The organism is Aestuariivivens sediminis (assembly GCF_022662105.1).
Lineage (GTDB): Bacteria > Bacteroidota > Bacteroidia > Flavobacteriales > Flavobacteriaceae > Aestuariivivens > Aestuariivivens sediminis.
Window position 1 is genome coordinate 354,191 of the sequence record NZ_JAKMCP010000003.1, and the last position, 12,000, is coordinate 366,190.

Here is a 12,000-nt window from a genome sequence, read left to right on the forward strand (position 1 = left end):
TAATTATCTGGATGAAGATACATGAAAAATATATAAAACGTTGCATTGAAATTGGCAAAAATGGACTTGGTACCACACGACCAAATCCCATGGTTGGCTGTGTCATAGTCCACAATAACACCATCATTGGAGAAGGATTTACAAGTCCGTATGGCGGTAATCATGCGGAAGTCAATGCTATCAATTCTGTTAAGAATAAAACACTCTTAAAAAACGCCACGCTTTACGTTACCCTTGAACCCTGTTCTCATTATGGTAAAACCCCGCCATGTAGTGATCTCATAATAAACTATCAGATCCCTGATGTCGTGATAGGTTGTATGGATGACAACGAGAATGTAGCCGGTAAGGGTATAAAAAGGCTGATGGAAGCGGGTTGCCGTGTAACGGTTGGTATTATGGAATCTGAATGCAGAATCCATCACAAACGGTTTTTTACATTTCATAACAAAAAACGTCCTTACCTGATTTTAAAATGGGCAGAAACTAAGAACGGATTTATGGCTCCCAAAGTCAAATTTGAACAAAAACCCATTTGGATTACCAATAGGCTCTCAAGGCAGTTAGTCCACAAATGGCGAGCAGAAGAACATGCCATACTAATAGGGGCCAATACCGTATTTCAAGATAATCCTACATTAACTGTTAGAAATTGGTCCGGGCAACATCCAATTCGAATAGTATTAGATAAAAACAATGCATTAACCAATACCTATCACGTATTTAATGATCATTCTGAAACTCTGGTCATTAGAGAAATTTCTGCTAAATCCATTTGTGAAAAACTATATAACCATAATATCAATTCAGTTATTATAGAGGGCGGGACCAAAACCTTACAGCTATTTATAGATGCAAATTTATGGGATGAAGCACGAGTATTTACAGGTAAGATTTCTTTTGAAAATGGTGCACTGGCACCAAGATTTTATGGTAATTTAATTTCTGAAGTACGTATAGATACGGATATCCTTAAAATTTATAGAAATGATTAAAGCCATCATTTTTGATTTTGGAAATGTTTTTATTAATCTGGATATTGAAGGCGCTTTAGTTAAAAGTTGTAAGTCCCTGGGTATTGATAGCTTTCCAAGGGAATTAATGGACATTAACCAATCGTATGAACAAGGATTGATTTCAACCCAGGAGTTTTTGATCCGGTATTTAGAAAAATTTCCCGAAACCACCAATAAAGAACTGATCGAGAATTGGAATTTTATGCTTAAGGATTTTCCAAGTTACCGATTGGATTTTTTGAAAGCACTAAAATCAACTGCCCGATACAAGCTCATATTATTGAGTAACACCAATGAACTCCACATCAATTGGATCATCGAAAATTTGTCTTTTTATGCCGATTTCAAAAATTGTTTTGATGCGTTTTATTTATCGCATGAAATTCAGCTTAGAAAACCAAACCGTGATATTTTTGATTTTGTTTTAAATGAAAATAATTTGGCGGCCCATGAATGCCTTTTTATTGATGATAATCGGGATAATATTAAAACAGCCTCCGGATTAGGCCTTAAAACCTGGCATATTAATCCAGATACTGAAGATATTGTAGACTTATTTAAAAATAAAACCCATTTATTCATTAGCACTTGACCCAAAAAGACGTCTACCATACTATTACAATTTCACCAGCACCCGTCCTGTTTAAAGTTAAAAACAGTAAGTTTTTTGGTTATGCTTACCCGGTATCGAATGAAGCAACTATAAAATCTCATTTAGAACGACTAAAAGAAGAGCACCATAAGGCTAGACATTGGTGTTACGCTTACCAAATTGGAAAAGAAGACCTCATTTTTAGGTTCAACGATGATGGAGAGCCCAGCAATTCTGCAGGCTTACCTATTTACAGACAAATACAGTCCTTTGGGGTTACCAATATCTTAATTGTGGTAATACGCTATTTTGGAGGTATTAAATTAGGAGTTGGAGGGTTAATTAATGCTTATAAATCGACCGCCCAACTCACATTAGAACATTGCCAAATTATTACTAAAACTATACAGACAATATATTTAATATCCTTTGCTTATACGGACATCAACAAAGTAATGCGCATTATTAAAGAAAAGACCCTTGAAGTAATTGATCAGAAGCTAGAATTGAATTGTGAAATAACAATATCTGTGAGAAAAAAAGATTCAAACATGGTATTTAATTTGTTTGATGGTCTTTATGGTGTACAAATAAAAAAATTAAACTCCGATAACATCCAATAAATATTTTGGAGCTCTCATTGGCTTATTGGATTTCATATTAATAAAAACCAAAGTGGTTGATGCCGTTGACAGAATTTCGCCTTTTTCGTTGGTTATTTCATAGTCAAACTCAATCTTTGCTGTGGGTGTTTTCTTTAGTTCAGTTTTAACATTAATTACATCATCATAACTAGCTGATTTTTTATAATTTATACTTAAAGAAACAACAGGAAGCATAATGCCGTTTTCCTCCATTTTTTTGTATGAAATTCCCAATTTCCTGAGTAACTCAATTCTTCCCATTTCGAGATATAATACATAATTACCGTGATAAACAACTCCCATTTGGTCCGTCTCACCATATCTCACCCTTATTTGTATTTCATCGAATTTCATAGGAATAATTAAATATTTTTTTGTAGTTTCGGCTAGTGCTTAAACATGCAGAAAAAATTCTAGAAATTCAATAGCAAATGATTTTTTTTTTAAGAATTTTGTTCACATATTTGCCTTGCTATTAAGGGGTGATTTGAAAAGCCATTTTTCATTCGAATTCTAACTAACTAAAAACCAAATAAAACTAAAAAATGAGTAAAACTGCGCAATCGGTATGGAATAATTGTCTGGAGTTTATAAAAGATAATATTCAACCGCAAGCCTACAAAACATGGTTTGAACCTATTGTAGCAGTTAAACTTACCGATAATGCCTTGAGTATTCAGGTACCTAGTAAATTCTTTTATGAATGGCTTGAAGAGCATTATGTAAAAATTCTTAAAGTATCCCTTACCAAAGAGCTTGGAGACACCGCCAAATTGGTTTACATTATAAAAATGGAAAACACTTATGGCAATAAGCAACCTTTTACTGAAAAAATACCGAGCTCCAATAGAACAGCCGTAAAGTCTCAAGATGTCGATATTCCCCTTAATAATAAAAGCCCGGAACTAAAGAACCCATTTGTAATTCCGGGTATTAGAAATGTAAAAATCGAATCGCAACTTAATCCTAATTACAGCTTCGAGAATTTCCTGGAAGGCGATTCTAACCGATTAGCAAGAAGTGCAGGATTGGCTGTTGCCGCCAAGCCAGGCGGAACTTCATTCAACCCTCTGTTAATTTTTGGTGGTGTTGGATTGGGAAAAACACATTTAGCACACGCCATTGGGGTCGATATTAAAGATAAATATCCGGAGAAGACCGTGTTATATATTTCTGCCGAAAAATTTACACAACAGTATATAGAATCTGTTAAAAAGAACAACAGAAACGATTTTATCCATTTTTATCAAATTATTGACGTTCTTATTATAGATGATGTACAGTTTTTTTCTGGAAAATCAGGAACACAGGATGTATTCTTTCATATTTTCAACCATTTACATCAAAATGGCAAACAAGTTGTCTTAACCAGTGACAAGGCTCCTGTAGACATGCAGGACATAGAACAACGATTATTGTCTAGGTTCAAATGGGGGTTGTCGGCTGAGTTACAGCATCCGGATTTTGAAACAAGGGTTTCCATTTTAAAAAACAAACTTTACCGTGATGGGGTTGAAATGCCTAATGACATTATTGAGTATGTCGCCAAAAACATAAAAACCAATGTTCGTGAACTGGAAGGTGCCATCATTTCACTTATTGCACAATCCTCATTTAATAAAAAAGAAATTACACTGGATCTTGCCAAACAAATTGTAGAAAAGTTTGTTAAAAACACCAAAAGGGAGGTATCTATAGATTATATCCAAAAGGTTGTTTCAGATTATTTTCAAATGGATATTGATACCTTGCAATCCAAGACACGTAAGCGACACATAGTACAAGCCAGACAATTAGCTATGTTTTTTGCCAAAAAATTCACAAAGGCCTCTTTGGCCAGCATTGGCTCTCAAATTGGTAAACGCGACCATGCTACAGTTCTGCATGCCTGTAAAACCGTTGACAATTTATCTTCAACCGACAAACAATTTAGAAAATACGTAGAGGATATCACTAAAAAATTGTCTGTTTAAATCCAATTATAATGACTAAAATTCTAATGGTATGTCTGGGTAACATTTGTCGTTCACCATTGGCAGAGGGTATTTTACGCTCAAAGCTTCCATTGGATAATTTTTTGGTTGATTCAGCAGGTACCGCTAATTATCATGTTGGAGATCGACCCGATAGCCGTTCCATCGCCGTTGCCAAAAAATTTGGTCTGGACATCTCCAATCTCAGAGGACGACAGTTTAATATGAACGACTTTGATACCTTTGATTATATTTTCGTTATGGATGAATCTAACTACAATAATGTCATATCCCTAGCAAGAAGTGATAAAGATATCGCTAAAGTTAAATTCATTTTAAACGAGGTATATCCCAATCAAAATTACAGTATCCCGGATCCATATTACGGAGGCAATAGTGGATTCGAAAACGTATACAAGATGCTGGATGAGGCTTGTTCACTTATTGCTGATCGATTAACTTAAATTTAGTATTTTTATTTTCATTAAACAATCGTAATTAAAAAATGGATACGGAGCATGGTGTGTTATATTTAATCCCCACAACTCTAGGGGATACAGCACCTTTAGAAGTTTTACCCATTTCTGTTAAGAAAATTATTGAGCAAACCAATGTTTATATTGTAGAAAATGAAAAATCGGCAAGACGGTTCATAAAAAAGATTAGTTCTGGAAAATCTCAATCGGCATTACAAATGTTTCGTTTAAATAAATTCACCAACCCTATAGAACTGCCGGACTTTCTGGAACCCTGTCTTAGGGGTGTTAATATTGGATTGCTTTCAGAAGCAGGTTGCCCTGGTGTGGCAGACCCAGGATCAGACATTGTAAAACTGGCTCATAAAAAAGACATCAAAGTGGTTCCCTTGGTTGGTCCTTCATCCATTCTAATGGCAATAATGAGTTCTGGGCTAAATGGTCAGAATTTTGCATTTAATGGTTATTTGCCTATCGATAAGGATGAACGTAAAAAAGAAATAAAACGACTTGAGAAATTATCGTTCAGCAATAACCAATCTCAAATTTTCATTGAGACTCCATATAGAAATAACAAGTTATTAGAGGATCTGGCCAGTCTACTATCTGACAATACACAGATATGTGTCGCTGCAGACATCAGTTTATCGACAGAATTTATAAAGACCGAAACTGCAAATTATTGGAAAAAAAATATGGTAGACTTGCATAAAAGACCTACCATATTTATCATCCATAAAGTTTAATAAGCTCTATATTGCCTTAGCTTTTCTATTAGGTTTAAGGAATGATGTATCATAACCTGAAAACTTCTTCATATAATATGAGATCGTTGTACCATATCCATCAGCGAAATCATTAAGACCATAACTTCTAAGATATTTTTTCACACTGCCAGGTCCCGCTAAGTGGGCTGCGGCTAGTATTCCAGATTCAGTTACAACTGCACCATTAATCCGCTTACCTACAAAATTCTTTATATCCTTTCTTAAAATCCACTTATTACGTTGGGCATTGGCTATAAAAGCACGTTCCTGTAATTTGGCATCTTTTAAAAACTTTGATGGATTGTGTATTCCTATTAATTTTAATGTTTCCTTACCAAATTGGTATTTCCCAAGATAACCATACGTGTTAACACATGCATAATTACCTCTGGATTCCTTGAAGGCCAACGCTTCTTTAAATCCAACAAAAGATTTTCCTAAATAAGGGGAAAAGGTCTGGGAATTCTCTTTCGATACATCAATATTGCCTGCAATATTTTCATCAAGGCCAACGCTGTAATTTAAATTTAGGCCTTCGGTTGAATATTCACTCAAATCTATCGTTTCATTTGCTGAAAACGATGCATACAATAACATAGAAATTGTAAGCGTCAGGGCCGAATAACTTGCAATATTCTTTACCATAATTTCTAAATTTCTTCAGCGAATTTCCTGTGGAATTTCACCTGAAAATTTGAGCGTGCAAAATTAGATATTTTTTTAATAATTTCAAAATTAATCGTTTATGTGTTGTTTTTAGAAGTACAATAGATGAAATGCACATCCATGTTTACTTAATTCCAAGGCCGGAAAAGGCACTTTGATTACGTTTAAAAGACTAAAAACTGTTTTCAAAAAACGAGATTCTGTTCTAATTTTATTCAAATTTACATCTAAACTTATAAAGAATTGTCGAGCTCGGTCTGTTTTTCTCAACAAATTATTGTCAATATCTTCTACGCCACGCAACATCCCCGTTGCACTATAACCCACAGCAAAATTTAACCATTTGGGTAATCTGCTTTCTCTAAAAAAATCATGTAAATTAATACTCAACCAATATGTCTGACCATTGTAGTCTTTCAAAATTTGTTCGAAATACCCTTTCCCAAGTTTATCCGGATTTAAAGAGGCGAATTGGGTTTGATGAAATGAAAATTTAAGCTGTATACGTTGCTCATTCCATAATAATTCCTGACCAACATACAATCCAGTTCCTGTGGCATTAGCCATGACATCACCCCATGAAAATCCCCATTCCTTGGAATAACCGTCAAAAACTTCTACTGCCGTAAGAAAACCAAAACCTAACGAGGATCCATAAATTAACTGACTTTTTCTACTCGCACCTCCCCAATTTAATATTTCTGCTCCTACTCTTCCCATTTGATACGATGCCAAAACATGACCCATCTTGTCCATTTGTAACCATTCATTATTGTCGTTTACGGTATGAAATTTAGAATGTTTAAAATCGGAATACCACAGCTGATTCAATCCTACCAAGGAAATGGCTACAACTGACGATTCAAGTATGACTATCGATTTTAGCCTCGATTTGTTAAGTGTATCTGCAGGTTTTAAAAACCCATCAAGTTTGGATTGTGAAAATGAGAGTATTGAAAATAAATACAGGGAAATTTTTAAAAGCCGGACCATAACTACCTATTAATACCTTGTGAAGATAGGTACCGGTGGTATTCGCTGGCATATTTGTTATGTTGAGTTAAAGTCTTGGCGAATTTATGATAGCCCAGGCGACTAGCATCAGCAACAAAATAAAGAAATTTATGTTTTTCATAATTTAGGACAGCATCTATGGCCCTCAGGTCAGGCATAGCAATAAGGCCTGGTGGTAGACCCAAATTAGTATAAGTATTATATGGAGAATCTATTTCTTTATGTACATTAAGCACCCTTTTAATAACCGTGTTTTTATATTCGGGTAATTGATAAGCTGCAAATTTAATGGTAGGATCGGCCTGAAGAGGCATTCCTATTCGTAACCTATTTAAATATACACCAGCAATTCGGGGTTGCTCAATGGGCTTTTTGGATTCCTCATAAACTATTGAAGCTAAAGTAATTACTTGATTTGGAGATAATCCAAGGTTATGAGCCTTTTGAATTCGGTCTTCCGTCCAAAAACGTTGATATTCCTTTAACATCCTGTTTCGAAACTTTATGGCTGAAGTATTCCAAAAAAATTCATAGCTATTCGGTAAGTACATTCCCAGAGCAGTGGCTTGATTAAAGTTGTGTTCTGCTAAAAAAGCGTCATCCTGCATGGCATTCAATAATGAAATACTATCGGCCTCAATTTCTTTGGAAATCCTGCCTGCTAATTTTTCAAGCGTCCCTTGATTATTAAAAGATACCGTGACTGGTAAATTATGGATTCGAATTGAATTGATGATATCATTATTGCTCATTCCTCGTTTAATGGCATATTTCCCAGCTTTTATATGAGAGATATATTGTTTTTTTTGGGCTAAAATATCGAAAGAAGCGATGTCATCCAGTAAAGGCTCTAATTGTTTTCTAACATCTTCATAAGTTGCGTCAGATGGAATGTAAACATAGGCTGCCTCATTATTAAATGCTGTATTGGGCTTTAACAGGACCTTGTAAACATAATAGGCAAAAAAAGCAGCAACAATCAATCCTATAATAGCCGTGGCCCAAAGAATTTTTTTTAAATACATTTAGTGGTTTATAAATTGAAATAAATATTCATTTTTAAAGGCGCCGTTAACCAGGTTCCAATCCTTCTTTAATCCTATTTTTTTGAATCCAAGACCGGTAAATAATTTTAAGCTTGCCTCATTATCTTCTGAAATATTACAATACAGCTGATGCAAGCCTAAATGTATGAAGCAGTAATCCATGAGGAGTTTTAGCGCTTCTTTCCCATAGCCATTGGCTCTATTAGCAATTTCCTTTATTAAAATACCGACACCCGCCCTTGAATGTTTAAAATCAAAATCGAATATATCAATTAATCCCAAAGCGACATGGTCATAATTTGAAATAACCAAACGCAATTGTTTTACTTCAAAAATATCCTTGTGAGCATGCTCTAAATATTGTTTGATCACAAATCTAGAATATGGTGCTTGAGTGTTACTGAGTTCCCAAATCATTTCATCATTTTCAATAGCAAAAATAAATTCCAAATCATCAGGCTCTAAAGCACGCAGATATATATGTTTTCCTTTTAAGCTGATCATACCGTACCTTTAAAAACGAATGTTGCCGGACCAATAAGCCATACATTCTTGTATCCTCCATTTTGTTTATCAAAACTAACCTGTAAAGGGCCTCCTTCTGTTTCTAAAGTAATATAATTACCATGGGTTTGTCCTATGGCATTCATAGCAATGGCTACCGCTGTTACGCCTGTACCACATGACAAAGTTTCATTTTCAACACCACGCTCATAGGTTCTGACCCTAAAAGTCGATTCTGATAATTTCTTCACAAAATTAACATTACTCCCGGCCTGATTATAAGGCTCACCATAACGGATGTTGGCACCTAACGATTTTATGTCGAAATTTTCAATATTATCCTCTAACTGAACGTGATGCGGAGAACCCGTATTCAAAAACACATGAGTAGAATGCTTTTCAACATGACTCACATTCTGCATTTGAAGCTTTACAACACCATTCTCATCAATTTCGGCTTGATGTAAACCATCAACCGCTTCAAACTGGGCTAGGCGGTCAATAATTCCTAAGTGTTTTGCAAAAGCTACTAAACACCTACCTCCATTACCACACATGGAACTTTCGTTTCCATCTGAGTTATAATAAACCATTTTAAAATCAAGGGTCTTATGATTTTCCAGTAAAATAAGACCATCTGCTCCTATGCCAAAACGTCGGTCACAAAGTTCTTTAACCAGTTTGGTATCTTTTTTGTTAAAATGATGTTGACGATTATCAATCATCACAAAATCATTTCCCGTTCCTTGATATTTATAAAAAGTCAGTCGCATAATTACAGCACAAATATATAAATATTAAACTGTTTTTTTTGTGTGTTAAATAGTCGTTAAAGTAGACGTTAAAAATCGTTAAAAGGATTTTGGCGATTCAATAAATATTTAATTTTAAACGTTAGTAATATAATTTAAATGTTAAAATTATGAAGAAGATTTTATCACTTGTATTAGTCTCAGCTTTAGGTGGTATCATGGCTATTGGAGCCTACAAATTGTTTCTGGAAAATGATAATAAGGTTATGGTTACCCCTACAGAAACAACTGCTTTCCTGCCAACGAACAATCTAAGTAGTATAAACAACATCTTAGAGGCTCCGGATTTCACTATAGCTGCTGAAAACACAGTGCATGCCGTAGTCCATGTGAAAAATGTTTCTATTAGTTCTGGACAAATGACTTTTGAGGATTTGTTTTTTGGAAGAAGCCCGCAACGTGCTCAATTAGGTACCGGGTCTGGTGTTATTATTAATGCAGACGGCTATATTATTACGAATAACCATGTTATCAACAATGCCCATAAATTATCGGTGACTTTAAATAATAATGAAACGTATGACGCTGAAATTATTGGGACCGACCCCAAAACAGATATTGCCCTTTTAAAGATTGATGCAGAAGAAGACTTGCCTTATGTCACTTTTGGTGATTCCGATAATGCTAAAGTTGGTGAATGGGTCCTCGCTGTGGGTAATCCGTTCAACTTGACATCAACGGTGACAGCCGGAATTATCAGTGCTAAATCAAGAGACTTAACCGGTAGATCTGCGCAGTCATTTATTCAAACAGATGCCGCCGTAAACCCGGGAAACTCAGGGGGTGCTTTAGTAAATACCAATGGAGAATTGATAGGTATAAATACTGCTATTACCTCACAAACAGGATCTTACATCGGGTATTCCTTTGCAGTTCCAAGTAATATTGCCCGTAAAGTAGTGGAAGATATCATGGAATATGGGAATGTGCAAAATGGGGTTTTAGGAATTAAAGGGGGGACCTTCAGCAGTGAAGCAGCCGAAGAAATTGGAGTCGACTATACAAAAGGAGTATATGTGGCCGAAGTCATAAAAAATTCTGGTGCCGAAAAAGCCGGCCTTTTAAAAGGTGACATTATAAAGCGGTTAGACAATATTGAAATATCAAAATTTGAAGATCTTAGTGGTTATATTAAAACTAAACGACCGAATGATAAAGTAAATGTAGAAATATTGAGGGATGGGAAATTAAAAGAATTTCGAGTAATGCTTACTAATCCCGAGGTGTTTTCAGTAAATTTTATGAACATGGAATTACAAGATTTACCGAATTCATTAAAAGATAAATTCAATATAGATTATGGTGTTATGGTTAAGAGTTCCCAAAACAAGTGGTTATATTCCAATTTAGGAATTACAGACGGATATATCATAACCGGAATTAATGATATCAAAATTGAAAGCATTGAAGATATATCGACATTAAAACAAAGTTATGGAGATGATATTCTGGATAAAATCAAAAAAATGGAATACATTAATCTTAGAGGAGAAAGAAAAGAAGTGATATTTAGATAAAATTATATTTTTAATTACATAATAACCTCATATAAAATGAATAGTTTATATGGGGTTTTTTTAATTCCTTTTTTTAATTCTTATTGGAGGTGGACGGTATTATTCAAAGTCCTCAAGTAATTAGGCTGGCAAAATATATGGCCCAATTACCACGTTATACTTATTATTAATATTGAACATCTATTTTAAAACTTCAATCGTATATAACTTAGCCTCACAAAAAGTGAGGCTTTTCATTGAATAATGTTTGATACTAGACAATATTTTTTAAATTCGTAACATATATAATATTCATATAAACCAATCTTAAATGAAACCCATCAGATATATAACACTTATCACTTATTTATGTATATCCTCATTAAATGTACACTCTCAAAATAGCAGTCAACAAGATAGCGAGCTATCCCTGGATAGTAGCTCCATTAACAATCAGTTTGAATATGTTTTAAAAAAATCGGGCAATTTTAGAGGAACCAATGGTCAAATGTATGAAGCTGTTAAGCTTAGTATGCTTCTTGCACTCAAGGCTCACGCTGTAGATTCACTAAAATTGGTACATAGTGAATTAGCTGATACGCAAACCATAGTTCAAAATCAGTCTGCTGAGATTTCGGATTTAAAATCCAAACTTTTAACGACACAAAACAACTTGGATAAAACGAATGCCGAAAAAAACAGTATGGCTTTTTTTGGATTACAAATGAGTAAAACAGGATACAATGTTCTCATGTGGTCTATAATTGCAGGTTTAATGGCCTTGCTTGTTTTCTTTATTTACAAGTTTAAAAATAGTAATACTATAACGAGAAAGGCTAAATTAGCTCTATCGGAAATTGAAGATGAATTTGAAGAACACCGTAAAACAGCGTTAGAAAGGGAGCAAAAGGTGCGACGTCAGCTTCAGGATGAAATAAACAAACAAAAAGGGATTTAAGCTTCATATGACTAAAATGTAGTTTTGAGAAACTAG

At 34.5% G+C, this 12,000-nt stretch carries 14 protein-coding genes; 8 read left to right on the forward strand and 6 right to left on the reverse strand.

Annotated elements, in window-relative coordinates:
* The first annotated feature begins 11 nt into the window (after positions 1–11).
* Genes ribD through MR054_RS09540 form a run of 3 tightly spaced genes read left to right on the forward strand, consistent with a single transcriptional unit; the run spans position 12 to position 2,231 of the window.
* Positions 12–995: a bifunctional diaminohydroxyphosphoribosylaminopyrimidine deaminase/5-amino-6-(5-phosphoribosylamino)uracil reductase RibD gene (gene ribD, locus MR054_RS09530; protein WP_242157674.1), complete on the forward strand. Its 984-nt coding sequence runs from the start codon at positions 12–14 to the stop codon at positions 993–995.
* Positions 988–1,608, forward strand: a complete 621-nt coding sequence (locus MR054_RS09535) for an HAD family hydrolase (protein WP_242157675.1) — start codon at positions 988–990, stop codon at positions 1,606–1,608. The genes ribD and MR054_RS09535 overlap by 8 nt, the downstream gene beginning before the upstream one ends.
* On the forward strand, positions 1,605–2,231 hold the full coding sequence (locus MR054_RS09540; RefSeq protein ID WP_242157676.1) for an IMPACT family protein: 627 nt from the start codon (positions 1,605–1,607) through the stop codon (positions 2,229–2,231). Before MR054_RS09535 ends, MR054_RS09540 begins: the two co-directional genes overlap by 4 nt.
* Here the strand turns inward: MR054_RS09540 and MR054_RS09545 are convergent.
* Entirely contained in the window at positions 2,208–2,606 is a 399-nt protein-coding gene (locus MR054_RS09545; protein ID WP_242085109.1) for an acyl-CoA thioesterase, read from the reverse strand. The two genes, MR054_RS09540 and MR054_RS09545, sit on opposite strands and share 24 nt — an antisense overlap.
* A gap of 191 nt (positions 2,607–2,797) precedes the next feature.
* On the opposite strand from MR054_RS09545, the gene dnaA reads away from it, so the two are divergent.
* Genes dnaA through MR054_RS09560 form a run of 3 tightly spaced genes read left to right on the forward strand, consistent with a single transcriptional unit; the run spans position 2,798 to position 5,447 of the window.
* A complete protein-coding gene (gene dnaA / locus MR054_RS09550) occupies positions 2,798–4,225 on the forward strand; it encodes a chromosomal replication initiator protein DnaA (RefSeq protein WP_242085110.1) in 1,428 nt (475 codons plus the stop codon).
* Between the two features lie 11 nt (positions 4,226–4,236).
* Positions 4,237–4,689: a low molecular weight protein-tyrosine-phosphatase gene (locus MR054_RS09555; protein ID WP_242085111.1), complete on the forward strand. Its 453-nt coding sequence runs from the start codon at positions 4,237–4,239 to the stop codon at positions 4,687–4,689.
* A 41-nt stretch (positions 4,690–4,730) separates the two neighbouring features.
* Positions 4,731–5,447: an SAM-dependent methyltransferase gene (locus MR054_RS09560; protein WP_242157677.1), complete on the forward strand. Its 717-nt coding sequence runs from the start codon at positions 4,731–4,733 to the stop codon at positions 5,445–5,447.
* A gap of 6 nt (positions 5,448–5,453) precedes the next feature.
* On the opposite strand, the gene MR054_RS09565 is transcribed toward MR054_RS09560, so the two are convergent.
* The 5 genes from MR054_RS09565 to dapF form a co-directional block, all read right to left on the reverse strand.
* Positions 5,454–6,113 (reverse strand): peptidoglycan-binding protein LysM, encoded by a 660-nt coding sequence (locus MR054_RS09565; RefSeq protein ID WP_242085113.1) that lies wholly within the window; start codon positions 6,111–6,113, stop codon positions 5,454–5,456.
* A gap of 111 nt (positions 6,114–6,224) precedes the next feature.
* Positions 6,225–7,127: a DUF2279 domain-containing protein gene (locus tag MR054_RS09570; RefSeq protein WP_242157678.1), complete on the reverse strand. Its 903-nt coding sequence runs from the start codon at positions 7,125–7,127 to the stop codon at positions 6,225–6,227.
* A 2-nt stretch (positions 7,128–7,129) separates the two neighbouring features.
* Positions 7,130–8,173, reverse strand: coding sequence for an endolytic transglycosylase MltG (gene mltG / locus MR054_RS09575; protein ID WP_242157679.1), 1,044 nt, complete (start codon positions 8,171–8,173; stop codon positions 7,130–7,132).
* Entirely contained in the window at positions 8,174–8,698 is a 525-nt protein-coding gene (locus MR054_RS09580) for a GNAT family N-acetyltransferase (RefSeq protein WP_242085116.1), read from the reverse strand.
* The gene (gene dapF, locus MR054_RS09585; RefSeq protein WP_242085117.1) at positions 8,695–9,471 is read right to left on the reverse strand and encodes a diaminopimelate epimerase; all 777 of its coding nucleotides are present in this window, start codon (positions 9,469–9,471) and stop codon (positions 8,695–8,697) included. The genes MR054_RS09580 and dapF overlap by 4 nt, the downstream gene beginning before the upstream one ends.
* 149 nt (positions 9,472–9,620) lie before the next feature.
* Between dapF and MR054_RS09590 the strand changes: the two genes are divergently transcribed.
* Positions 9,621–11,027, forward strand: a complete 1,407-nt coding sequence (locus tag MR054_RS09590) for a trypsin-like peptidase domain-containing protein (protein WP_242157680.1) — start codon at positions 9,621–9,623, stop codon at positions 11,025–11,027.
* Positions 11,028–11,337: 310 nt separating this feature from the next.
* Positions 11,338–11,964: a tRNA (guanine-N1)-methyltransferase gene (locus MR054_RS09595; protein ID WP_242085119.1), complete on the forward strand. Its 627-nt coding sequence runs from the start codon at positions 11,338–11,340 to the stop codon at positions 11,962–11,964.
* Positions 11,965–12,000 lie beyond the last annotated feature (36 nt).

Coding starts and splice junctions, on each gene's coding strand:
- ribD (WP_242157674.1), top strand. CDS start 12: ATGAAGATACATGAAAAATATATAAAACGTTGCATTGAAATTGGCAAA.
- MR054_RS09535 (WP_242157675.1), top strand. CDS start 988: ATGATTAAAGCCATCATTTTTGATTTTGGAAATGTTTTTATTAATCTG.
- MR054_RS09545 (WP_242085109.1), bottom strand. CDS start 2,606: ATGAAATTCGATGAAATACAAATAAGGGTGAGATATGGTGAGACGGAC.
- dnaA (WP_242085110.1), top strand. CDS start 2,798: ATGAGTAAAACTGCGCAATCGGTATGGAATAATTGTCTGGAGTTTATA.
- MR054_RS09555 (WP_242085111.1), top strand. CDS start 4,237: ATGACTAAAATTCTAATGGTATGTCTGGGTAACATTTGTCGTTCACCA.
- MR054_RS09560 (WP_242157677.1), top strand. CDS start 4,731: ATGGATACGGAGCATGGTGTGTTATATTTAATCCCCACAACTCTAGGG.
- MR054_RS09565 (WP_242085113.1), bottom strand. CDS start 6,113: ATGGTAAAGAATATTGCAAGTTATTCGGCCCTGACGCTTACAATTTCT.
- MR054_RS09570 (WP_242157678.1), bottom strand. CDS start 7,127: ATGGTCCGGCTTTTAAAAATTTCCCTGTATTTATTTTCAATACTCTCA.
- mltG (WP_242157679.1), bottom strand. CDS start 8,173: ATGTATTTAAAAAAAATTCTTTGGGCCACGGCTATTATAGGATTGATT.
- MR054_RS09580 (WP_242085116.1), bottom strand. CDS start 8,698: ATGATCAGCTTAAAAGGAAAACATATATATCTGCGTGCTTTAGAGCCT.
- dapF (WP_242085117.1), bottom strand. CDS start 9,471: ATGCGACTGACTTTTTATAAATATCAAGGAACGGGAAATGATTTTGTG.
- MR054_RS09590 (WP_242157680.1), top strand. CDS start 9,621: ATGAAGAAGATTTTATCACTTGTATTAGTCTCAGCTTTAGGTGGTATC.
- MR054_RS09595 (WP_242085119.1), top strand. CDS start 11,338: ATGAAACCCATCAGATATATAACACTTATCACTTATTTATGTATATCC.